Raw genomic sequence first — 22,913 nt, forward strand, 5'->3', positions numbered from 1 at the left:
CCCCAGCAAGGCCGGACCCCTCGGGGGGCAGCGCAGTACACGAAGTGACAAGCGTGGGGGCGCCATATTAGTCCCGCGTCACGCGCACCAGCTCTTCGCGCGAGGTCAGGCCGAGTTGCACCAGGCGTTCACCGTCGTCGCGCATCAAGCTCATGCCACCAGCCAGGGCCGCCGTGCGGATGTCGGCCTCGGCGGCGCGGTTGTGGATTTGCGCGCGAATCGCGTCATCGGTCACCAGCAGTTCAAACACGCCGCTGCGCCCGGCATAACCGGTCTGGCCACAAAACGTGCAACCGGCGCCATGGCAGTGCAGGCACAGCTTGCGCAGCAGGCGTTGCGCCAGCACACCCAAGAGCGAGGAACTCAGCAGGAAGGGCTCCACGCCCATGTCGGTCAAACGCGTGACGGCGCTGGTGGCGTCATTGGTGTGCAACGTGGCCAGCACCAGGTGGCCCGTGAGCGAGGCCTGGATCGCAATCTGGGCGGTCTCGAAATCGCGGATCTCGCCGATCATGATCACGTCCGGGTCCTGCCGCAGGATGGCGCGCAAGGCCTTGGCGAAGGTGAGATCGATCTTGGCGTTGACCTGGGTCTGGCCGACGCCGGCCAGCTCGTACTCGATCGGGTCTTCCACCGTCATGATGTTGCTGCGCGCCGCGTCCAGCCGGCTCAGCGCCGCGTACAAGGTGGTGGTCTTGCCGGAGCCAGTCGGCCCGGTCACCAGGATGATGCCGTGCGGCTGCTCGATCAGGCGCTGGAAGCGGGCCAGCACGTCGCCCTGCATGCCCAGGCCTTCCAGGCTCAGCTTGCCCTCCGATTTATCCAGCAGGCGCAGCACGGCGCGCTCGCCATGCGCGCTGGGCAGGGTGCTGACGCGCACATCGACGGCGCGGGTGCCGATGCGCAGCGAGATGCGGCCGTCCTGCGGCAGGCGGCGCTCGGCAATGTCCAGATCGGCCATGATCTTCAGGCGTGAAATCAGCGCCGCGTGCAGCGCGCGGTTCGGCTGCACCACCTCGCGCAAGGTGCCGTCGACGCGAAAGCGCACGCTGGAGTGGCGCTCGTAGGGCTCGATGTGGATGTCGCTGGCGCCGTCGCGCGCGGCCTGCGTCAGCAGCGCGTTGAGCATGCGGATGATGGGCGCGTCGTCCGAGGTCTCCAGCAAGTCCTCGATCGCCGGCAGGTCCTGCATCATCCGGGAGAGGTCAGCGTCGCTCTCGACCTCGCTCACCACCATGGCGGCGCTCGATTCGCCCTGCGCGTAGGCGGCGCTGATGCGCTGGATCAGCACCTCGGGCGGCAGCGCCTGCAGCTGGCGCACGGCGTATTTGCGCAAGACCTCGCTCACCGCGCTGGCGCCCGAGTCGGGGTGCAGGCACAAGGTCAGCACACCCGAGGCGTCCTCCTCCAGCAGCAGCTGGTGGGTGCGGGCAAAGGCGTAAGGCAGCGGGTAGCGCATGGCAGACCGATGTTCGGCTCAGGGTAGCGTCGAGGTGCCCGGGGGCGTGGCCGGCGGCAGCACCGGCTGCAGCAGCGGCAGGGCCGGCAATTGCGGCGACTCGTTGATGTTCAGCACACTGCTGGGCGCCGGCTGCGCGTCCTTCAGGCCGGCGCGCATCAGGTCGTAGCGGTCCACCGACAGGCGGTCGGTGGCTTGCGCGTCGCGCACCACCACCGGCCGCAGGAACACCATCAGGTTGGTCTTCTTGCGCCCGCGCGCCTCGCTTTTGAACAGATTGCCAAAAAACGGCACGTCGCCCAGGCCCGGCACCTTGTCCTGGTTGCCGGTGTACGTGTCCTGCAACAGCCCGCCCAGCACCACGATGTTGCCGTCATCGACCAGCACGGTCGACTCGATGGTGCGCTTGTTGGTGGTCGGGCCGTTGGCCGCCAGCTCGGTGCCGGCCTTGACCGCCGAGGTCTCCTGGTAGATTACCAGCTTGACGGTGCCGTTCTCGTTGATTTGCGGCCTGACCTTGAGCGTCAGGCCCACGTCCTTGCGCTCGACCGTGGTGAAGGGGTTGACCGAGTTGCCGCTGGTGTTGTTGCTGGTGTAGGAGCCGGTGACGAAGGGCACGTTCTCGCCGATCACGATCTTCGCCTCCTCGTTGTCCAGGGTCAGCAAATTGGGCGTGGACAGCACGTTGCCGCTGCCGCTGGACTCCAGGAAATTCGCCAGGAAGCCCAGCACGTAAACCCCGTTGGTCTTGCGCGCCGCGCCAATGTTGAGACCGGTCCCCGGCGCCACGGTGCCGCTGGCGGCCCCGGTCGCCAGGTTGATGATGTTCTTGCCGGCGGCGCCGAAATTGGTCCCCAGCAGGCCAATCACGCCGTCGCCGTTCTGGCCCAGGGCGCCCTGCCACTGGATGCCGAATTCGGCCGCGCGGTCGGTGTTCACCTCGACGATCAGGCTCTCCACCAGCACCTGGGCGCGGCGGCCATCGAGCTTGTCGATGACGGCGCGCAACTGGCGGTACTGCGGCTCCGGCGCGGTGATGATGAGCGCATTGGCGGCCGTATCGGCCTGCACCTGGCCGCCGGTGGACGCCGCCGGCGTGGACGACCCGGAAGACGTCGCCATGCCCGCCGGGCTGGTGGCGCTGGCACTGGTGCTGGTGGCACCCGTGCTCGCGGCCGCGGTGCGGACCTCGCCGGTGATGGCGGCGCGCAAGGTGGCGGCCAGCTTGGTGGCATCGGCATTCTTCAGGTACACCACATGGATGTTGCCGGCGTCGCCATTGCCGCTGGCGGCGTTCGGCTGGTCGAGCTTGCTCACCAGGGACTTGACCAGTGCGACCCGGGCCGGGTTGGCGGCGCGCAGGATCAGGCTGTTCGAGCGCGGCTCGGCGATCAGCGTGGTCTTGAACGAGGTGTCGGCCTGGCCGGCCACGGCCGTGCCACCCGAGGACTCCACCAGCCGCAGCACCAGCGGCGCCAGATCGACGGCAATCGCATGCTTGAGCGGCAGCACCTCCACATCGCTGGCATTCGACACATCCATGGCGGCGATGATGCGCGCCATGCGGCGCAGGTTGTCAGCGTAGTCGGTGATGACCAGCGAGTTGGTGCCAGGATTGGCGTTGATGGTGTTGTTGGGGCTGATCAGCGGGCGCAGGATGGGCACCATGTTGTTGGCCGACTCGAAGTTGAGCTTGAAGATCTGCGTGCTGATCTGGTTGCCCAGGGCGCCGCCGCCGACGCCGCCCTCGCTGACCGTCACCGCGCCGCTTTGCAGCTTGGCATCGGCCTCGGGCACGACCTTGTACAAACCGGCCGACTCGACCATGGTGAAGCCCTGCAGCCGCAGCGCGGCGAGGAACTGGTTCATCGCCACCAGGCGGCTCACCGGTTTTTCGGTCACCAGCGTCAGCGTGCCCTTGACGCGCGGGTCCACCACCACATTGACGCCGGTGATGCCGGCCATGGCCCGCGCCACGGCTTCGATCTCGGCGTTGCTGAAGTTCAGCGTGACCGGTTCGCCCGCCTTGACGGCCATTGTCTGCGCCTGCAAATTTATGGAAAAAAGACCTGTAGCCACCGCCAATACAGCGTGAGCAGCTATTAAACAGAGAGCAGATCGAGACGTCTGGAAAAAACGAGATTTCATACGGATTCAACCCACTTTGATGATGGCGCGTGCGCCATCGCGCCGCCCGATGATATTCAGGAGATTGGACACGGCGTCCAGGTGCTCGGGCGTGGCACTGGCCACGCCGTCAAACCGGAGCGTGGCGCCCACCCATTGGCCGCGGCCCGACAGCTGCAGATTGCCATCCAGGGTGTCGAGCTGCAGCGTCGGCGTCGCACCGCCCAGCACGGTGATGCGGTAACTGCCCATGGGCTTGAGCGTGGACAGGCGCGACGAGATCTGCATCGCGTCGAGCTGGGCGCGCCCGGCCATGAGCAGGCGCCCGGCCGCCCATTCCAGGCTCAGTCCCTGGGTCGACAACATCAGCTGGCCCTCGGCCTGCACCGTGTTCCACGGCGTGCCCAGGCCGGCCAGCCATTGCGCCGGCCACTGCGACAGGCTGTCCGCCAGCACCAAGTGGGCACCGCCCCAGCGCGGTTCCAACTTGAAGCGCCAGGCTTGCTGCATGCAGCAGTCGGCCCGCAAGTCGGCCTGCAGGCCCGACCAGTCGGGGCGCAGCCGCCAGCTCAGGCGCCCGGGCAAGGCGGCGGCATCCGCGCTGCCGGCGCCACCGGTCAGCACCAGCCGGGCCGAGCCCTGCCAGAGCGTGCCGCGGGCATCCTCCAAAACGACCCGCCCCTGGCTGGCCGCTTGCAGCGCGCCGGTCAGCCAGCGGGCCGGCGCATTCAGCAAGGTCGCCAGCACCAGCCCCAGCAAGGCGCCGGCCCAGGCCCAAGCCCAGGGCGCTGTCATGGGACGATTCGTTGAAGCCAAAGGATAAGTACGCGACATGGGACGGCGGGACTAGCGCGCGCTCAGGGTCAGCACCAGCATGCCGTCCCAGGTGCCCGCCGCATTGCGCAGCAGGCGCGCCTCGCTCGGCACCGCGCGCGCATTCAGGCGTGCCTGCGCCAGCCACTGCGCCAGGGCGTCCGGGGCTGTCCCCTGCAGGTTGAGCGTGACGCGCTCGCCCACGATGCTGAGACGCGCTGCAGACCCCAGCGGTTTCACCGAGGCCTCCAGCAAGCGCCGCGCCTCATTGAAAGACATCGGGGCCTGGGCTTGCAGCGTTTTGGCCTGCGCTTGCAGGCGCTGCATCTGCTGCAGTTGGGCGTCCAGCAACTGGTGTTGCCGCTCGGCGGTACGCAAGGTGGCCAGAGCCGGTGCCAGCGCCACCCACCACAGCACGGCGCCCAGCACCAGCGCCAAGGCGGCCAGCAGCAGTTGCTGCTCCCGGCGCGAAATACTGTCCCAGCGGGCCTGAAGGCGGGGCGGCAGCGTCATGGCACGGCCACCTGTTTGAGCAGCAGGCTGTCGCCCTCGGGGCTGGCCACATAACCTTGCGGCTTGAGTTTGAAGGCCACCGCTGCGAGCGCCTCGGACGGCAGGCTGAGCCCTTTCAGGCGCACTTCACCCGTTACAAATTCAATAGCAACTGGCGCAGTACCCACGGGGGCTACAGCCCCAAAAGCCCCTAATAGGGTCTCCAGATCCCGGCCCGAGGGCGCGCCGCTGGCCTGCTGCAGCGCCGCCACTTCGCGCGCCATCTGGATCGGGGCATCCACCACCACCTGCACCTTCGGAAAAGTGCTGGTCAGCAACTCGCGAATAGTGGCGCGCTGGGCCTTGACCACGGCTTGCTCTTTCCAGGCCCAGGCGTTCAGGCCGACCAGATTGATCGCCAGCAGCGCCAGCACGGCGAAGCGGGCAGCACGCCAGCGCGGCGCGAGCAGACTGCCCAGGGATTCGGCGACCCGCTTCCAGGTGCGGGCGCGGCTGGAATTCAAGAACTCAAATTGCGCCAGGTCCCAGGCCGACTGACTCGCCTGCAGCCGGCGCTGCGCGCTTTGCTGCAAGCTGACGTTGCGCTTGAACAGCTGCTCGGCCAGGGCCACCACGGCGGGCTCGGCCACCACGCCGGCGGTTTCGGGCCAGTTCAACAGCGCCACCGACGCGGCGGACAGGGGCCAGACGGCGACACCGCCCCGGCCGGCAAAGACCATCTGCGCCTCGTCAGGCTCGCCGACCACATACAGCAGCTCACCCGGGCTGTCGGGCGCGAACTCGGGCACGATGCGGCTCACCGGCCGCCCGGCCTGCTCCAGGGCTTGCAGCGCCGCCTGCAACCAGGCGCGGTCGCACACGGCCACCCACACCGGCGCATCAGCCTGGGGCGCGGGCTCGATGGCGAAGTGCAGATGCGAGGTCTCGTCCAGCAGACGCTCTTCCAGCAGGCCTTCCAGCACGGCGCGCACGCGCGTGCTGCTGGCTTCCTGGTAAAAACGACGACCCAGCGTTCCCTTGGGCAGCTGCACCTGATGCCACGACAGGTGGTGCGCGGCCACCAGGGCCACCACCTCGCCCGCGCGACCCGCCGCCGGCAACAGCGCCAGTGGTGCGCACGATTGCGCATCCACCGTGCGGCCATCGCTGGTGAGCACGTAGTCGTACAGGGCCGCGGTATCCGAAGGCTGGGAAGGAAGGGTAACGATCAGGGTGGTCATGCGCGTGAGGGTGGGCGTGGCGGTCATTGTAGGGGCGCCGCCACGGGCAGCACACTGCGTTTTCGCCCCAGCGTTTTCACTTCCCGGCCATCGCGCTGCACCACGGATTGCTCCTGCACCGTGGTCTTGTCCACTTGCAGGCTGCCTCGCACTTCAAAGAAGCGCGAGGACACGCTGTGCAGTCCGTCGACAAACTTGGCGGCCGCATTGCCGCCTGCCTTGCCGGCATCGGTCAGCACCGCCAGGTGGGTGGTGTTTCGGGCCGTCACCAGACGGTGCGCATCGGCCATCTCAAAGACGGCCACACTGGCGTAGAGGACTTCCGCCGGCGCGGTGTTGAGGTTGACGGGGGTAGGCACCGGCAGGAGGGTGATGAACGGGCGCAAGGTGGCAATGCTTCGTGGCGACAGGCCGAGCCAGGCCAGCTGATCGACGTCCTGCGGCCACAGCGGTGAATTGGGGGAAGGAGCCGGGGCGGCGTCCCCGCCTTTGCCGGCACCGGTGTCCTGCGCCAGGCGCAGGTTCTCGGCCAGGGCCGTCAGTTCGCCGGCGGGCAGGCTCAGCAAGTCAAAGAGGCGGGCAAAGGCCAGTTGGCTGGGTTCATGGATCTTGCCGTCCTGCACCAGATTCGCGACGTTGAGGCGCGACTGCAAATCAATGATCTGCCCGGACAGAAAGGCGTCCTGGGTGTCGTCAGCCGTCTGGGCATTGCCGCGATCAGCGGCCAGAAAGGTGGACAGACGGGCTTGCTCCAGCGGCACCGCCCAGGGTTCGGCCAGGTGGTCGGCCCCGCCCTTGCGGCCGTCCTCGCGCAGGATCAGCCGCGCCCAGTCCAGCGCGCCGACCAGCACCCAGGCCGACTGCGTGCGGCTGCGCTCGGCCGCCTCCACCTCGACGCCGCGCCATTGCTGCCACAAGGTGGCCGAGGCCAGGCTGGCCACCAGCACCACGGTGAGCATGGCGGTCAGGATGGCGGCGCCGCCCTGGCGCTTCATTTGCCGCCCCCGACGGTGGGGCGCAGCCAGTCGCGTGTCAGGGTGCCGCTGATGGCCTGGCCCGGCGCCAGCGTCAGCACCAGGCGAATGCCGTCCGGAATCGAGGGCGCCGCCGCCTGACCGTCGCTGGCCGCACCAGCGCTGGAGAGCGGGTTGCTCCAGGCATCGGTGCGGTAGTAGAAGATTTGCCACTGGTCGAGTGGCACGATGCGCACCTCGCGCTGGCGCTCCTCGTCGCTAGGGTTTTGCGCCCACAGGCCAGCTTTTTGCCAGGCCTGCTGCAAGTCGCCACGCGTGCGTAGCGGTGGCGACTGCCAGCGCAGCCACTGGCCGCCAGTGGCCTCATTGCGGCGCGACCAAGCCACCACGCGCAAGCCCTCGCCGGGGTTGACCGTGCTGCGGCGCAGGATGCGCAGGGCGCGGCCATCCCAGTCCAGGCTCGGGGTGTTCGGCTGCACGGCCAGCGCATCCAGGTCGGCGCCCCACTGCGCCAGTCCGGCCTGCAGGGCCAGCACATCGTCCGAATGCTGGCGCATCTGCGCCTGCGCGCGCGTCATGCCGTCGAGACCGCGCCAGCTCAGGGCGGCCATCAAGGCCATCAAGGCGATCGCCACCAGCAACTCGATCAAGGTGAAGCCGCCCGTCCGGCGCGATGCAGCCAGCCACCGGTTCATCAGTAGCGCCCCACCACGGTGGACAGGCGCAGCACCGGCTCGTCGCCGCTGAACACCTGCGCGTCGACGCGCCGAAAGTTCGGATTGGGCGTGGGCCGCACCGCCACGGCCACGCTGAAGGCCTGGCCGGCCTGCTCGCAGCCAACGCGGCTGTCGCCCACGTCGGGCATCTGCTTGGACAAGCGGCTCTTGATGAGTTCGTTTTCGGCACAAATCTGGGCCAGCAAGACGTCCGACTGGCGTTGCGCATGGCGGGTCAGGGCGGCCGTGGCCTGCAAACCCGCCGTCAGGGCGATGGCCACAATGCCCAGCGCCACCAGCACCTCGACCAGGGTAAAACCGCGCGTTCTTTTCACGGCAGCGCGGCTTGCACGGCAAACGGGCGCACGCCGTCGGTCGCCACCCGCACGCTGCGGCCGGGCTGGCTGCGCGACACCAGCAGCACCGCCTGCGGCCCGATGATGGGCTCTGGGCCCAGCAACAGATCGGCCGATTCCGCGCCCGTCATGCCCGCGCTCGCGGCCACGCCAGTGTCCGGGTCCAGCCATTGCTCCGGCAGCTCGGCCGGCGCCAGGCCGTCAAAACGAAAACCGGTGGCGCTGGCGCGCCAATGGACAGCCACGCCCGTCACCCGTGAGCGGGCGCGGGCCGACTCCAGCAAGGCAGCCAGACGCTCGGCATCACGGTCGAGCTGCACCTGGGAGGCGTCGCGCATGGCAAAGCCGACACCGGCCGAGACCATCGCGACAATGGCCATCACCACCAGCAACTCCAGCAGCGTGAAGCCGGCGCCGCGGCGCCTAGGGCTGCCAGCTGCCGACGTCTGCATTTTTGCCCTCGCCGCCGGCCTGGCCGTCGGCGCCGAAGGACATCACATCCACTTCCGCCTTGATGCCGGGGTTGAGGTAAACATAGGGCTGGCCCCAGGGGTCATTGGGCAGCTGGTCGAGGTAGGACTTCCAGTTGGGCGGCACGGGCGCCGTCGTGGGCTTGGCGCGCAGGGCCTGCAGGCCTTGCTCGGCCGTGGGGTAGCGCTGGTTGTCCAGCCGGTAGAGTTTGAGCGCCTGCATCAGGTTGTTGACGTCGGTCTTGGCCGCCGTCACGCGCGCGTCGTCAGCGCGCTCCAGCACATTGGGCACGATCAGCGCTGCCAGCACGCCGATGATCAGCAGCACCACCATCAGTTCGATCAGCGTGAAGCCGCTCTGGACACGGCGTGACAAGCTTGCGGAATAAATTTTCATGGGGTTGGCGTCACTCGTAAGTCTGGGTCGCTTCAATGATAATCCACCCATGCAGATGCACGCGCACCACCCCTCGTACAGCCTCTGGTGGCTCCGGACGGCCACTTTTACGCTGGCCGCCCTGGCCGCCGCCAGTGCCGCCTTCTGGGTACTGAAGTGGACGGCCACGGTCCCCGCACCCACCAGCGCGGCGCTGCTGACGTCCATTGCCGCGCCGGCCGATCCGCAAGCCGTAGCACGCCTGCTGGGCGGTGGCCAGGCCAGCGTGGTAGCCGCCCCCGGTGCGCGCCCTGACACCAGCGCCAGCCGCTTCAAGCTGACCGGCGTGGTGGCCGACCGCCGTACCGGCGGCTATGCCGTGATTGCCATCGACGGCAAACCGGCCCAACCGTACCGGGTCGGCGCGCGCGTCGATGATGCGCTGGTGCTGCACTCGGTCGCGCCCCGTAGCGCGGCCCTGGCCGCCAGTGTCGACGCGCCGGTCTCACTCACGCTGGAACTGCCGCCGCTGGTACAACCCTGAAATTGATCTGACAAGAACATGACACGTTCTGTGACATGTTCTGGCTTGAAAAGGCGCGGGCGATTGAGCAGAATAGCTATTTACACCTGCTCTTTGATGATCGCGTGACACGATCGGCAGGATTCAGAATTCCGGCTTGCCACTTGCGCCGGCCCCCTATTGACAGACTGCTTTGTGGGAGATCACATCATGTCTATGGATACGTGCATTCCATTTCCTCGTTTATCACCTTCGTCTGAACGACCGGGCGCTCACTTGAGGGCGCAGGGTGGCAGCTTTTTTTCGCTGCTCGAACTCGATCCCCGCCAAGTCGTCAAGGGCGTGGAGGTCGCTGATGGCATCGTGGCGGAGGACGTGATACCGGTTGGCCAGATGCGGGAAAACTGCCCGCATTGCGACGCGCCTTTGCAACTGGTATTGCGCGCCAATAACGTCATCCGTTCGCATTTGTTCTGCGAACAATGCACCCGCTGTTTTGATGCGCGTTACCCGGACGGCAGCTCGGCCTTGTTGTTTTCCAGACTCCCCGTCCTTTATTAAGGGGTGGCGGGCTCAGGACAAGGCCGCGCGCATGGCGTCCACCACCGCCTTGTAGTCCGGCTTGCCAAAAATGGCACTGCCGGCCACGAAAGTGTCGGCCCCGGCATCGGCCACGCGGCGGATGTTGTCCACCTTGATGCCGCCGTCGACCTCCAGCCGGATATCCTTGCCGCTGGCGGTGATGCGGCGGCGCACGTCCTCGATCTTGCGCAGCGCCGAGTCAATGAAGCTCTGGCCGCCAAAGCCGGGGTTGACACTCATGATGAGCACCATGTCAATATCGTCAATCACCCAGTCCAGCACGTCCAGCGGCTCGGCCGGGTTGAACACCAGGCCGGCTTTGCAGCCCTTGGCCTTGATGACCTGGATGCTGCGGTGCACATGGCCCGAGGCATCGGGATGGAAGCTGATGAGGTCGGCGCCAGCGTCGGCAAAGGCGGCGGCCAGCGCATCGACCGGCTGCACCATCAGGTGCACGTCGATAGGCACCGCCACCCCGGCGGCGGTTTTGGCATGCGGTTTGAGGGCGCTGCAAATCATGGGCCCGAAAGTGAGGTTGGGGACGTAGTGGTTGTCCATCACGTCAAAATGGATCCAGTCGCTGCCAGCGGCGATGACATCCTTGACCTCCTCCCCCAGGCGGGCAAAGTCGGCGGAGAGTAGGGAGGGGGCGATGCGAAAGGTCATGGCGATAGGGCTTATAAAGTCGGGGGTAAAAGACAGGGCACTTAAGAGGCTTATTTTCGCAGGTAGCATTGCAACATGTCCAAGTACCAATTTCGAGTTGAAGTAGAACCCCTGTATCTGGCCGAGCAGTCGTCGCCGGAACAGGGCCTGTATGTGTTTTCTTACACCATCACCATCACCAATATTGGCGAGGTGCCGGCGCAGTTGATTTCGCGCACCTGGAACGTGAATGACGCCAACGGTCACACCGAAAAGGTCAGGGGCCTGGGCGTGGTGGGGCAGCAGCCGCTGCTCAAGCCGGGCCAGGCTTTTGAATACACCAGCGGCACACGCCTGCGCACCCCGACCGGCACCATGCACGGCAGCTTTTTCTGCGTGGCGGAAGACGGTGAAAAATTCGACACCGACGTGCCCATGTTCGTGCTGGACGCCCTGAGCGCCAGCGGCGGCACGCGGACTCTGCATTGATGGCGCGCCGCATGGCATCGCTGCGCGACCTGCCGGAACTGCTGGATGCGTTGGACCCACAGGCCGAACTGGTGCAACGCCACCTCTGGCTGATTGCGCTGTTTGAATGGCTGCGCGGCGACTGCCGTTCAGTCCCGGCCACGCTGGCCCGGATCCAGCTGCTACTGGACGCCGTGCAGGCACGCCCCGAGCTGCAGGCGCGTGTGCAGGCCTGGTGGCAGGCGCTGGTGGACATCATTGACGGCTCCACCTTGCTGGCCGACTATGGCTTTTCTTCGCGCAGTGCCTTTGTCAGCGAATTCGCCGAGCGCCTGTACCAGAAGCTGTTGCCCGGCACACCCGAAACGACCGACGCCTCGGCGCTGTTTTCATTGGTGCTGGGTCACGCTTTTGATGCCCAGTGGCTGGCGGCGCTCGATGAGACCACGCTGGAGCGCCTCGCCGTCTTGCTGCAGCCGGCGCAGCCGGCACAGGATGATTATCTGAGGCCCGCCCCCTCGCCGTGGCAGGACACCGTGCTGGAAGCGCTCACTTTTTGCACCAGCCAGGTCCGAGCCACCGGTTTTTCACCCGAGTTGCGCCTGCGCATGAGCGCGCCAGCCCGCGAAGCCGGGCCGTTTCACGCCCTGGACCGCGACTTTGACGCCTTGCGCGACGCCTATCTGGCCTCCCCTGCGCAGGACAGCGCGGAGCGTCAGGCCGCGCTGCAGCAATTGCGCGAACGGCTGGAAGCCTGCCGCAGCGCGGCGGCCTCGGTCTACACCCACCTGGACGCGCATGGCATCTCGGTCAATCTGGTGTTTCAGCTGCGCCAGTTGCGCGAACGGGTGTTGCGCATTCGCGCCCTGCTGGACTGCCTGCTGTCCGGCAACCCGCTGACCAGCACCACCCGGCTGCTGGCGCAACTGGTCACCGTGGGCCAGGAACGGCGCAGCGTGCGGGCCCTGATTGCCTCCAACTCGTCCATGCTGGCGGCCAAGGTCGCCGAGCGCAGCTCCGAGACCGGCGAGCACTACATCACCCGCAACTGGGCCCAATACCGGGACATGCTGCGCGACTCTGCCGGTGGCGGCGCCGTGATGTCGATCGGCACGCTGGTCAAGTTCATGGTGTTTTCGCTCAGCCTGTCGGTGTTTTGGAGCGGTTTTTTTGCCGGACTCAACTACGCCCTGTGTTTTGTGTTCATCCAGTTCATGCACTGGACCGTGGCCACCAAACAACCGGCCATGACGGCACCGGCCATGGCCGTCAAACTCAAGGACCTCAGTGCACCGGGGGCGGTGGACGTCTTCGTCACCGAGGTGACCCACCTGGTGCGCTCGCAGGTGGCGGCCGTGGTCGGCAACCAGGCGCTGGTGGCCCCGTGCGTGCTGCTGATCAGCTTCGCGCTCTGGCAGTTCACTGGCGAACACATGCTGAATGCGGTTGAAGCAACCCACGTTTTGGACTCCCTCACCTTGCTCGGTCCCACCGCGCTGTTTGCGGCGTTCACCGGCGTCCTGCTGTTTGCCTCCAGCATCATTGCCGGCTGGGTCGAAAACTGGTTCGTGCTGCACCGGATGGACTCGTCGCTGCGCTACAACCCGCGCATCACCGCCGCGCTGGGCACCGAGCGGGCGGCCCGCTGGGCCCACTTCATGCGCGAGAACATCTCGGGCCTGGCGGGCAATATTTCGCTCGGCTTCATGCTGGGACTGACGCCCGCGTTTGCCACCTTTTTTGGCCTCGGGCTGGAGGTGCGCCATGTGACCCTGTCGACCGGCCAACTGGCCGCCGCCAGCGCAACGCTGGGCCTGGAGGTGCTGCATTTGCCGGTTTTCTGGTGGTGTATTGCGGGCCTGGTGGTGACCAGTGTGCTTAATGTCGGGGTCAGTTATTACCTCGCTTTCCGCCTGGCTTTGCGCGCCCACAACGTCAGCGGCGTCGACCGTTCGCGCATCCGTTCGGCCATCTGGGCGCGCTGGCGCAGCATGCCGCTGAGCTTCTTCTGGCCGGTCAAGGCGGCGGTGCAACAGGAAACCGTCAATGGGTGAATTTGACCTGATCGAGCGCTATTTCAAGCGCCCGGCCAGCCGCGCGGTGCTGGGCGTGGGCGACGACTGCGCGCTGCTGCAAGCCGCCCCCGGCACGCAACTGGCCATTTCCTGCGACATGCTGGTGGAAGGCCGCCATTTTCTGTCCACCATGGACCCGTTCAAGCTGGGCCACAAAGCCCTGGCCGTGAACCTGAGCGACCTGGCCGCCTGTGGCGCCAAGCCGCTGGCCTTTACCCTGGCGCTGGCGCTGCCGCGCGCCGACGACGCCTGGCTGGCGCCGTTCTCAAAAGGCCTGCTGGCCCTGGCCGATGCGCACGGCTGCGAGCTGGTGGGCGGCGACACCACGCAAGGGCCGCTCAACATCTGCGTCACCGTGTTTGGCGAGGTGCCGGTGGTCAATGCCCGCTCACAGGCACTGTTGCGTTCGGGCGCCCAGGCCGGCGATGACCTGTATGTCAGCGGCACCGTGGGCGACGCCCGGCTGGCGCTGGAGGTGTTCCGGGGCACGCTGTCGGTACCGGCGCCGGTGTTTGACGCCGCCCGTCTGCGCCTGGAACAGCCGACGCCGCGTGTAGCGCTGGGCCTGGCCTTGCGCGGCATTGCCACGGCGGCGATCGATGTCAGCGACGGCCTGCTGGGCGACCTCGGTCACATCCTGAAACAGTCCGGCGTGGGGGCCACCGTGGATACCGAAGTTGCTACAAATTTAATAGCTTCTTACGCATATTACACGAGGGCTATAGGTCAATTTGACACTGAAATCGGCCAGGATCAATGGCTGAACTGGGCGCTGGCCGGTGGCGATGATTACGAGCTGCTGTTCACCGCCCCACCCGCCGCCCGCACCCTGGTGGCGGCGGCCGCCCACACCAGTCAGACGCCGGTCACGCACATCGGACACATCACGCTGGAGCGCGGCCTGCGACTGGTGGATGGCGACGGCCAATCCGTGCCCAACACCTACACCTCGTTCGACCACTTCGCCTGACGCGACATGGCACCAAGGCGCCCGCCCGTCGTTATTTTTTCAGCTTGCCCGCGCCATTGATCATCGTCACTTCAACGAACTTCGAGCCAATGCGGTTGTTCTCGCCAAAAGTGATGTCATGTCCACCGAGATCGAAATTCTTGATGGAGGCCAGCGCTTCCATCAATTTCTGCCGGGTCGGGTTCGCGCCGCTACACCTGAGCCCTTCCACCAGCACCTTGGCGCCGAGAAATTCTTCGAAACTGGTGTAGGACGGTTCCTCCTGCGGGGCGTACTTCTTCAACAAGGTCCGGTATTCGCGCGCAGTCGCCAAAACACCCGAGGTCGGCGAAGGCGCCACCTGCGTGATGCCAATGCCGCGCAAGCTGGTGGTGCCGACCAGTTCCACCAGATCATTCACGTTGACCACCGAAATACTGAACAACAAGGCACTTTCATTGAGCTTGCGAAAGCGCTGTATGAAGGCGGCCGTTGATTTGGTGATCGAAATCATGATCACGGCTTGCGGTCCCGCCTTGGCGATGGCATTCACCGCCTGCTCCACGTTCTCGGTATTTTTCTCGTAGCTCGCTTTGCTGACGATTTGTGCACCGTGCCTGGCGGCGGCGGCTTCAACCCCGGCCAGCCCCGCCAAACCAAAAGGGTCGTTCTGGTAAAACACCGCAATATTCTTGATCCCGATCGTCGCCAGTTGATTGACCATGGCTTCGGCCTCGTCACCATAGCCGGCGCGAACATGAAAGATGTAGGGATTGAACGGGCTGCGCAGCGGTTCGCCGCCCGTATAAGGCGCGACCAGGGGAATATTGGCCTCCTTCAAGACACTGAGCTTGAGCAGTTCGGCGATATTGCCGGTGCCGGCAAAACCGAACAGGGCCAGCGCCTTGTCCGATTCGATCAACTCGCGTGTCAGGCGCACGGTTTCATCCACTTTGTAGCCATCGTCCTTGATGAGCACGCGAATTTTTCGGCCATTGATGCCGCCTTGGGCGTTGATGTGGTCGAAATAAATCTGGCCGCCGGCCACCATTTGTTTGCCCGTTTTTGCCAGCACGCCGGAGAGCGGTGCGACCTGCCCGATCACGAGGTCGCTGACAGAGACCGGGGGCGGGGCGGCATGGACCGCGCCGCATATAAACAGAAGGGAAAGAAGACGTGTGACAGACATGGTTGCAAGCTTGCTAATAATTTATTTTGGAATGCGCCGAAAAACGGTGCCCCAAAATCTTACAACACCACAAAGACAGTTCGCCTCGTGGTGAAGGCACGCAAGAACGCAAGTAGCCGCAAGAACCCGGGCCGGGTCCCGCCTCAGGCCATGAAGGCGGAAGGCACCGGAGGTTCGCCCATGGCCTGGCGCAGAACGGCCCAGTGCATGGCTTCGTCGCCCAGGATGCTGGCCGCCGCCTTGGACAGATCGCGATTGCCAAACAAGGGCACGGCGCCGAGGTAGGCGCTCACGGCCCCCTGCTCCAGCCGCGCCGCGAACTTGAGCACATCGAGTTCCGTTTTAAGCTGGTTCACCGGGAAGTCGTACTTGGCTTTGGCCGTCGCAGCTTTGCCGCCGAGCTTTTCCACCGTGCCGGCGAGCAGGGTCGCATGCTGTTTGTGGTGGCCCTGAAACGTCAGCGCCAAATCCAGCACGGGCTTGGTCAGCAGCTTGCTTTCGGCGCCCAGCTGGTAGGCGGCGATGGCCTCCAGTTCGGCCCCGATCGCGGTGTTGAGAATTTGAATGTCGCCAGCTTTGGCGCCATCCGCCGTGGCGGCCAGCGCGTCATTGCCGGCCAGCAGTGCGACCGCCGCACCCGACAACACCAGGCCGCCCGAGCGGCCCAAAAACAGCCGCCGGGCAGCCATGGGACTCGACATTAGAAAAAATGACATAACGATCTCCAGTAAAAAAAACCTGACAGATCACGCGCGAGAGGGTTCACGCTCGTGGGCAATTTTTGCCAGCACACCCTCGACGATGCTGTCGCAGCGCGGGCCGGCAAAGGAGAACGCATCACCGAGGGCCATGTCGATATCACGCGACAAGCCTTCGCGCAAAATGCCGCGCGCGCGGAAAAACCTGGACCGAACCGTGGCCTCGGGCAGGCCCAATGCCGTGGCCACTTCCTCCACGCTCATTTCTTCCACCCCGCGCAACATGAACACGGCGCGAAACGCGTCGGGCAAGGTGTCGATTCGGGCTTCCATCTGCTGGCGCACCTGCGCGCGCATGGCCACGCGGTCCGGCTGTTCGTCGGGGTTGGCTTGCATTTGCAGCTCCAGGGGTTCGCCATCGGTCTCAATGGCCGCGCTCAATGGAAGGACCTGGGCACCGCCGCGGCGCAGCCGTCCCAGCGCTTCATTGACCACGATGCGGACCAGCCAGGTCGAGAGTCTGGCGTCCGCGCGGAAGCTGGCCAGCGCACGCCAGGCGCGCAGATAGGCCTCCTGCAGCGCGTCCTGCGTGTCGTCGTCGCTCTTGAGGATGCTGCGCGCCGTGCGAAAAAGCAGCCGGTTGTAGCGTCGCATGATCCGCGCGAAAGCCAAATCGTTGCCGGCCAGTGCCAGACTGACCAGCTCGGCATCTGAGCTGGCGTCTGACGGCAGGGCGTGTCTTGTGGTGGAGGTATTCATGCGTGTTCCTGTGCATTAGATGGCCGGCAGGTCTTTGGCGTTCCGGATTTTTTCAGTCAGCCGGTGAGTCAGCAGCATCACGTCCGGACGAGAGCCGCTAGCGCCAGTGCTGGCTCTCCGTGGTCTTGTCGTTCTTGGTTTGACCAGGTTGCACTATGCAGGCTCGCAACCATTGGTGGCATGGCCATTCTGGGCGCCATCGGCATGGCCGTGATGTATTTCGGAATGATGGGCAGAATGGGGGCTTATTAGGCACGGCTCGCTTGATTCGAATTCATCTCTTTGTGTTTAATCCACGCCGCCACGACAAAGAATATTGCAGGCGGCAAAACCACCATCTGGATGACTGGAACAAGGCCAATCACCAAACCTGGGATAAGCGGCATTTGTTCTGTGTATGTCCAACGGTTGATGAGACCAACAGCGACCCATTCGACAACAACGCCAAGGCCGAGTCCGACGATCAGCATCACGCTGTAATGCAGAGCACGGGGATCGACAAACCAATCAGACCGCTTGAACGTGAGCCAGCCGACTGCAAAGATGATCCACACGAGGAAGCCATCGCCCACGCTTGCAATAAAGCAATGCACCCAAGTGGCGACGCTTCCCCAATCCATTCCAACAAAAAGAAAGCCTTGAGCGATTTCCCAAAAATAGTTGACTGGCACGGCGACGACGAACAGGGCCGCAAAGCACCATACGGGCGCAACGCGAGATGGACCGATTTTCATCGTCATGGCCCAAGGCTGTTGACTTGCATTGCGCGTTGTTACTTGATTTGGGTGACGACATAGTCGTCGCCTTCCTGCACGAACTCGAACGCCACCTTCTGGCCCTCCTTCAGCTTGGCCAGCAGCGCCTTGTCCTTGACCTTGAATCCCATCGTCATCGGGGGCCAGTTCATGCTATTGACGGCTTCGTGGGCAAGAGTGACCACGCCAGCCTTGGGATCGACTTTCTTGACTACGCCGAGAGCCTTGTGCGTCATCTGGGCCATCTGGGCCTCGGTGGCTGGTTTCTTGGCCATGTCCATGGGTTTCATGGTGTCCATCTTCTGCTGCGCGAACGCGACAGAGGCCGACAGCGTGACGGCCACGATCAGGGTGGTGGTAATTTTCTTCATGGGATTCTCCGTTTCAGAGGGGTTAAGGGAAATGGTTTCAAGAAAGGTTGGCATGCATCATTTTTTCCAGAACGCAAGTCGTTACGTCGTGGCCTTGCGCTCATGCTGCCGCCGCATCAGCAGGTAGGCAGCCGGAATGACAAACATTGACAATAGAGGCGCGGTGATCATTCCGCCCACCATCGGCGCGGCAATGCGCTGCATGACTTCGGAGCCCGTGCCAGTTCCCCACATGATCGGGAACAGGCCCGCAAGGATCACTGCCACCGTCATGGCCTTGGGCCGCACGCGCAGCACCGCGCCCTCAACGATGGCGCCGAGCAGATCAGCCTCGCTGGTCTTGCCCTGGTCGAGACGGTCTTGCCAGGCATTTTTCAGGTATAGCAGCATGATCACGCCGAACTCGGCGGACACCCCGGCCAGGGCGATGAAGCCCACCGCACCGGCTATCGACAGGTTGTAGCTCAGCAGGTAGAGCAGCCAGATACCCCCGACCAACGCAAACGGCAGCGCAGCCATGATCAGTACCGCCTCGCCGAAGCTAGAAAACGTCAGATACAGCAGCACGAAGATAATGAGCAGCGTGAACGGCACCACCACCTTGAGTTTGGCCATGGCACGCTCCAGGTACTCGAACTGGCCAGACCAGGAAATCGAATAACCAGCGGGCAGAACAACTTTTTCGGATACCGCCTTTTGCATGTCCTGCACGGCAGAGCGCAAGTCACGGCCGCGAATATCCACATAGACCCAACCAGACAGACGGGCGTTCTCGCTGCGCAGCATGGGTGGACCATCGGTGATGCGAATATCGGCCACATCCGATAGAACCAGGCGCTGGCCTCGCTCCGTGACGATAGGCAATACGCGCAGCTTTTCCAATGAATCACGGAATTCGCGCGGGTAGCGCAGATTGATGGGGAAGCGTTGCAGGCCCTCAACCGTCTCACCGATGTTCTCTCCGCCGACCGCCGAAGAAATTACCGACTGCACATCGGCAATGTTCAGACCGAAGCGTGCGGCTTCTTCGCGGCGAATATTGATGTCCACATAGCGCCCACCCGTCAGCCGTTCGGCCAATGCGCTACTGACGCCTGGCACCTCCTTCACCGCTCGCTCAATTTCCCCTGCGATGCGGTCAATCTCGACCAGATCGGTCCCCGCAACTTTGACACCCACTGGGCTCTTGATACCGGTGGCCAGCATGTCGATGCGGTTGCGGATCGGTGGCACCCAGATGTTGGCCAGGCCCGGCACCTTGACTATTGCGTCCAGTTCCTCCACCAGTTTGTCCTGCGTCATGCCAGGCCGCCACTGCTCTTTAGGTTTGAACTGGATCGTGGTCTCGAACATCTCCATGGGTGCGGAGTCGGTGGCGGTCTCGGCCCGTCCGGCCTTGCCGAACACGCTGGCCACTTCGGGCACGGTCTTGATCAGGCGGTCCGTCTGTTGCAACAGTTCACTGGCCTTGCCTGCCGACAGGCCTGGCAGAGCTGACGGCATGTAGAGCAAATCGCCCTCATCCAGACGTGGCATGAACTCGCCGCCAATATGTTGCAGCGGCCACAGGCTCAAGACCAGCAGCACCGCTGCGACCACCAAGGTCATCTTGGGTGCCCGTAGCACGGCATTGAGCAGCGGGCGGTAAACCGCGATCAAGAAGCGATTCAGCGGGTTGCTGTTTTCGTCAGGAACGCGGCCACGGATGAGGTAGCCCATCAGCACGGGGATCAAGGTCACGGACAAACCTGCCGCTGCTGCCATCGAATAGGTCTTGGTAAAAGCCAGGGGCGAGAACAGCCGCCCCTCTTGCGCCTCCAGCGTGAACACCGGAATGAACGACAGCGTGATGATCAGCAGCGAGAAGAACAGCGCAGGCCCTACCTCTGCGGCCGAATCGCCGATAACGCGCCAACGGGCTTCACCTTGCAGTGTTTTTCCCGGATGCGCATGGCCCCATTGCTCCAGATGCTTGTGCGCGTTCTCGATCATCACCACCGCCGCATCGACCATGGCACCAATAGCGATAGCAATACCCCCCAGCGACATAATGTTCGCATTGACACCCTGGTAGTGCATGACGATGAAGGCAGCCAAAATGCCCAGTGGCAGCGAGACGATGGCCACCAAAGCCGAGCGCAAGTGAAACAGGAAGATGAAACACACCACAGCAACAACAATGAACTCCTCCAGCAGCTTGTGCGTCAGGTTGTCCACGGCGCGTTCAATCAGGCCGGAGCGGTCGTAGACTGGCACGATCTCCACGCCCTTGGGCAAGCTGGACTGCAAAATCTTGAGCTTCGCCTTGACGGCGGCGATCGTCTCCAGCGCGTTCTTGCCAGAGCGCATCACGATCACGCCACCCGTGGCCTCGCCTTCGCCATCCAGTTCACCAATGCCACGGCGCATTTCTGGCCCGAGCTGGATGCGCGCAACGTCGCCCAGTCGTACCGACACACCCGCGGCAGTCGTCATCAATGGCACCTTGCGGAAGTCGTCAAGGCCTTGCAGATAGCCTGACGCACGCACCATGTATTCGGCCTCGCCCAACTCCAGCACCGAGCCACCCGTTTCCTGGTTGGCCTTCTGGATTGCTTCGACCACCTTGGTGTGGGGAATGCTGTAAGCCGCCAGCTTGTTCGGGTCGAGCACGATCTGGTACTGGCGCACCATGCCACCGACCGAGGCGACCTCGGCCACATTGGGGATGGTTTTCAGCTCAAACTTGAGAAACCAATCCTGCAAGGCTCGCAACTGCGAAGCGTCCTGCGTGCCACTACGATCTATCAACGCATACTGGTAAATCCAGCCCACACCCGTGGCATCTGGTCCAATCGAAGCTTTGGCCGCAGCAGGTAGGCGCGACTGCACCTGGTTCAGGTATTCCAGCACGCGCGAACGTGCCCAGTAGAGATCGGTGCCGTCCTCGAACAGCACGTAGACAAAGGAGTCGCCAAAGAACGAATAGCCGCGCACTGTCTTGGCCCCCGGCACTGACAGCATGGTTGTCGTCAGCGGATAGGTGATCTGGTTTTCGACGATGCGCGGCGCTTGTCCCGGATAGGTGGTGCGGATGATGACCTGTCCGTCCGACAGGTCAGGTAGCGCGTCCAGCGGTGTTCTAAGCAGCGAATACACGCCCCAGGCGCTCAGCAGCACGGTTGCCAGCAATACCAGGAAGCGGTTCACGATGGACCAACGGATGAACTTGGCGATCATGGTTTGCTTACTGTGGCCTTGGCGGGCATTGCTTTCGCCTCGGAGGCCATGGGGCTTATGCGGATGAGTTGCGGCAAGCCCTCCGCATCCATGTAGAACTCAAAACTCACTTTGTCACCCTGCTCCAGATTGCGCGGCTTGCCACTGGCGGGCAGCTTGAAATCCATGGTCATCGCGCCCCATTTGAGCGACGCAATCGGCCCATGAGACAGAGTGATGCTGTCTTTCCCGATGGCCTCAATCTTGGCTTCACCCTCATGGCGCGGTGCCGTGTTGGCCGCGCCGGGCTTGGGTGCGTCGTTCAGGCGCGCCTCGATACCTTTGAGGCTGGCTTCCGAATCAATCAGGAACTGTGACGACACCACCACACGCTGCCCGGCTTGCAGGCCACGCAAGATGGAGGTCTGCCCATTGCTCTCGATACCAATTTCCACCTCGACTGGACGGAACTTGCCCTTTTCTTCGGCCAGCATCACCACCACGCGCTTACCCGTCTGAATCACTGCCTCAGTCGGAATCAGCAACGATGTTTCAGCCCGCATATCCATGAACTGCATGGTCACGAACATGCCGGGTACCAAGACATTGCCGGGGTTGGCTAGCTCCACACGGGCTTTGAGCGTGCGGGTCGCCGCATTGACCTCGGGCAATATCGCCTGTACCGTGCCATGCAAGGCTGTGCCGGGTGCGGCTGCACTGTGGGCCTGCACCTTGGTGCCGGGTCGAATCAGCGCGGCCTGGCTCTCGGGGACTTGCGCCTCGGCCCACACGGATGACAAGCCGTTGATGCGGAACAGCGTGGCACCGGGCATGACCGTCATGCCTTCTCGCGCCGTCAGTTCCACCACCACGCCGCCGATAGGCGCAGTGAGGGTGATGCGTGGCTGGGTTTTTCCGCTGTTCTCAACCAGGCGAATCTGCTCTTCGCTCATGCCCACTTGGCGCATGCGCTGGCGTGCGGCATCGACCAGCATCGCCAAATCCGTGCCTTGCATGCGCCGCACCGACAAGAATTCTTCTTGCGCCGCAATCCAGTCCGGCACATAGAGTTCGGCCAATGCCTGCCCTTTGCGCACGCGGTCCAGCGTGGCACGCACATGCAGGCGTTCGATATAGCCCGTGGCGCGGGCTTGCACCAAGGCCTGGTCGCGTTCGTTGAAGGCGATGTTGCCGACGGCGGAGACCTGTGGCGACAACAGGCCCTCAGTGACGGCTGCCGTTCGTATCCCAAGGTTTTGCTGAATGCGCGGGCTGACCGTGACTTTGCTGTCGTCACCGTCGCTGTCGGCATAGACGGGCACCAGCATCATGTCCATGAAAGGAGATTTGGCAGGCTTGTCGAACTTGTTCCCCGGCACCATGGGGTCGTGGTAGTACAGCACCTTGCGTCCGGTGGCGGGGTCAACGTCGCCGGCTTTGATGCCCTTCTCGATATGACGGCGTGTCGCCTCTTCGCCTTCGGCAACGCTTTGGGGGATGGCACCCGCACCAGCCTGTGTCGGGGTGTCTGTCGCTGCTGCGGGCTTGGTAGCGTCGCTCCCCATCGTCATGCCCTGTTGCACCCCCATCCGATACACGCCATAGCCCGCGCCGCTCAGCAGGCTGACAACGACCAATCCAATAAGCAGTTGATTGCGTTTCATCATGATTCCTTTG

The 22,913-nt window shown here is 64.1% G+C and carries 23 protein-coding genes; 5 read left to right on the forward strand and 18 right to left on the reverse strand.

What is annotated here, in order from left to right; translation table 11 throughout:
• Positions 1 to 67: 67 nt before the first annotated feature.
• From C5P05_RS05535 to gspG, 10 genes are read right to left on the reverse strand one after another with little or no spacing between them, the layout of a single operon-like run.
• Entirely contained in the window at positions 68 to 1,459 is a 1,392-nt protein-coding gene (locus C5P05_RS05535; protein ID WP_114968861.1) for a GspE/PulE family protein, read from the reverse strand.
• Positions 1,460 to 1,477: 18 nt separating this feature from the next.
• A complete protein-coding gene (gene gspD, locus C5P05_RS05540; RefSeq protein WP_114968862.1) occupies positions 1,478 to 3,607 on the reverse strand; it encodes a type II secretion system secretin GspD in 2,130 nt (709 codons plus the stop codon).
• Between the two features lie 6 nt (positions 3,608 to 3,613).
• Positions 3,614 to 4,381 (reverse strand): type II secretion system protein N, encoded by a 768-nt coding sequence (gene gspN, locus C5P05_RS05545; RefSeq protein ID WP_332871337.1) that lies wholly within the window; start codon positions 4,379 to 4,381, stop codon positions 3,614 to 3,616.
• A gap of 51 nt (positions 4,382 to 4,432) precedes the next feature.
• Complete coding sequence (gspM, locus tag C5P05_RS05550) at positions 4,433 to 4,912, reverse strand: type II secretion system protein GspM (RefSeq protein ID WP_114968864.1); 480 nt, start codon at positions 4,910 to 4,912, stop codon at positions 4,433 to 4,435.
• Positions 4,909 to 6,159 (reverse strand): type II secretion system protein GspL, encoded by a 1,251-nt coding sequence (gspL, locus tag C5P05_RS05555; RefSeq protein WP_232834356.1) that lies wholly within the window; start codon positions 6,157 to 6,159, stop codon positions 4,909 to 4,911. Before gspL ends, gspM begins: the two co-directional genes overlap by 4 nt.
• Positions 6,156 to 7,127: a type II secretion system minor pseudopilin GspK gene (gspK, locus tag C5P05_RS05560; RefSeq protein ID WP_114968865.1), complete on the reverse strand. Its 972-nt coding sequence runs from the start codon at positions 7,125 to 7,127 to the stop codon at positions 6,156 to 6,158. The genes gspL and gspK overlap by 4 nt, the downstream gene beginning before the upstream one ends.
• Positions 7,124 to 7,801 (reverse strand): PulJ/GspJ family protein, encoded by a 678-nt coding sequence (locus tag C5P05_RS05565; protein ID WP_114968866.1) that lies wholly within the window; start codon positions 7,799 to 7,801, stop codon positions 7,124 to 7,126. The genes gspK and C5P05_RS05565 overlap by 4 nt, the downstream gene beginning before the upstream one ends.
• Positions 7,801 to 8,157: a type II secretion system minor pseudopilin GspI gene (gspI, locus tag C5P05_RS05570; RefSeq protein WP_114968867.1), complete on the reverse strand. Its 357-nt coding sequence runs from the start codon at positions 8,155 to 8,157 to the stop codon at positions 7,801 to 7,803. The genes C5P05_RS05565 and gspI overlap by 1 nt, the downstream gene beginning before the upstream one ends.
• Positions 8,154 to 8,630 (reverse strand): prepilin-type N-terminal cleavage/methylation domain-containing protein, encoded by a 477-nt coding sequence (locus C5P05_RS05575; RefSeq protein WP_114968868.1) that lies wholly within the window; start codon positions 8,628 to 8,630, stop codon positions 8,154 to 8,156. The genes gspI and C5P05_RS05575 overlap by 4 nt, the downstream gene beginning before the upstream one ends.
• A complete protein-coding gene (gspG, locus tag C5P05_RS05580) occupies positions 8,602 to 9,045 on the reverse strand; it encodes a type II secretion system major pseudopilin GspG (RefSeq protein ID WP_114968869.1) in 444 nt (147 codons plus the stop codon). Before gspG ends, C5P05_RS05575 begins: the two co-directional genes overlap by 29 nt.
• Before the next feature lie 49 nt (positions 9,046 to 9,094).
• On the opposite strand from gspG, the gene C5P05_RS05585 reads away from it, so the two are divergent.
• Both C5P05_RS05585 and C5P05_RS05590 read left to right on the forward strand, forming a co-directional pair.
• Complete coding sequence (locus C5P05_RS05585) at positions 9,095 to 9,568, forward strand: type II secretion system protein N (protein WP_232834357.1); 474 nt, start codon at positions 9,095 to 9,097, stop codon at positions 9,566 to 9,568.
• A gap of 189 nt (positions 9,569 to 9,757) precedes the next feature.
• Entirely contained in the window at positions 9,758 to 10,108 is a 351-nt protein-coding gene (locus C5P05_RS05590) for a hypothetical protein (RefSeq protein WP_114968870.1), read from the forward strand.
• A 12-nt stretch (positions 10,109 to 10,120) separates the two neighbouring features.
• Here C5P05_RS05590 and rpe read toward each other — a convergent pair whose 3' ends face one another.
• Entirely contained in the window at positions 10,121 to 10,801 is a 681-nt protein-coding gene (rpe, locus tag C5P05_RS05595) for a ribulose-phosphate 3-epimerase (protein WP_114968888.1), read from the reverse strand.
• Between the two features lie 69 nt (positions 10,802 to 10,870).
• Here rpe and apaG point away from each other — a divergent pair, with 69 nt between their 5' ends.
• Genes apaG through thiL form a run of 3 tightly spaced genes read left to right on the forward strand, consistent with a single transcriptional unit; the run spans position 10,871 to position 14,287 of the window.
• The gene (apaG, locus tag C5P05_RS05600) at positions 10,871 to 11,263 is read left to right on the forward strand and encodes a Co2+/Mg2+ efflux protein ApaG (protein WP_114968871.1); all 393 of its coding nucleotides are present in this window, start codon (positions 10,871 to 10,873) and stop codon (positions 11,261 to 11,263) included.
• 11 nt (positions 11,264 to 11,274) lie between these two features.
• Complete coding sequence (locus C5P05_RS05605) at positions 11,275 to 13,296, forward strand: site-specific recombinase (RefSeq protein WP_232834358.1); 2,022 nt, start codon at positions 11,275 to 11,277, stop codon at positions 13,294 to 13,296.
• Positions 13,289 to 14,287: a thiamine-phosphate kinase gene (thiL, locus tag C5P05_RS05610; protein ID WP_114968873.1), complete on the forward strand. Its 999-nt coding sequence runs from the start codon at positions 13,289 to 13,291 to the stop codon at positions 14,285 to 14,287. Before C5P05_RS05605 ends, thiL begins: the two co-directional genes overlap by 8 nt.
• Positions 14,288 to 14,318: 31 nt before the next feature.
• Here the strand turns inward: thiL and C5P05_RS05615 are convergent, their stop codons facing one another.
• The 7 genes from C5P05_RS05615 to C5P05_RS05645 form a co-directional block, all read right to left on the reverse strand.
• Positions 14,319 to 15,455 carry an ABC transporter substrate-binding protein gene (locus tag C5P05_RS05615; protein WP_114968874.1) on the reverse strand — a complete coding sequence of 379 codons (1,137 nt, stop codon included), beginning with the start codon at positions 15,453 to 15,455 and terminating at the stop codon, positions 14,319 to 14,321.
• Positions 15,456 to 15,598: 143 nt separating this feature from the next.
• Positions 15,599 to 16,171 (reverse strand): ferritin-like domain-containing protein, encoded by a 573-nt coding sequence (locus tag C5P05_RS05620; RefSeq protein WP_114968875.1) that lies wholly within the window; start codon positions 16,169 to 16,171, stop codon positions 15,599 to 15,601.
• 30 nt (positions 16,172 to 16,201) lie between these two features.
• On the reverse strand, positions 16,202 to 16,912 hold the full coding sequence (locus C5P05_RS05625) for an RNA polymerase sigma factor (RefSeq protein WP_114968876.1): 711 nt from the start codon (positions 16,910 to 16,912) through the stop codon (positions 16,202 to 16,204).
• A gap of 248 nt (positions 16,913 to 17,160) precedes the next feature.
• Positions 17,161 to 17,652 carry a hypothetical protein gene (locus C5P05_RS05630; protein WP_114968877.1) on the reverse strand — a complete coding sequence of 164 codons (492 nt, stop codon included), beginning with the start codon at positions 17,650 to 17,652 and terminating at the stop codon, positions 17,161 to 17,163.
• Positions 17,653 to 17,684: 32 nt separating this feature from the next.
• On the reverse strand, positions 17,685 to 18,038 hold the full coding sequence (locus tag C5P05_RS05635) for a copper-binding protein (protein ID WP_114968889.1): 354 nt from the start codon (positions 18,036 to 18,038) through the stop codon (positions 17,685 to 17,687).
• Positions 18,039 to 18,119: 81 nt separating this feature from the next.
• Positions 18,120 to 21,257, reverse strand: a complete 3,138-nt coding sequence (locus tag C5P05_RS05640; protein WP_114968878.1) for an efflux RND transporter permease subunit — start codon at positions 21,255 to 21,257, stop codon at positions 18,120 to 18,122.
• The gene (locus tag C5P05_RS05645) at positions 21,254 to 22,900 is read right to left on the reverse strand and encodes an efflux RND transporter periplasmic adaptor subunit (RefSeq protein ID WP_114968879.1); all 1,647 of its coding nucleotides are present in this window, start codon (positions 22,898 to 22,900) and stop codon (positions 21,254 to 21,256) included. The genes C5P05_RS05640 and C5P05_RS05645 overlap by 4 nt, the downstream gene beginning before the upstream one ends.
• Between the last annotated feature and the right edge of the window lie 13 nt (positions 22,901 to 22,913).

It is taken from the genome of Rhodoferax ferrireducens, from assembly GCF_003347515.1.
Taxonomy (GTDB): domain Bacteria; phylum Pseudomonadota; class Gammaproteobacteria; order Burkholderiales; family Burkholderiaceae_C; genus Rhodoferax.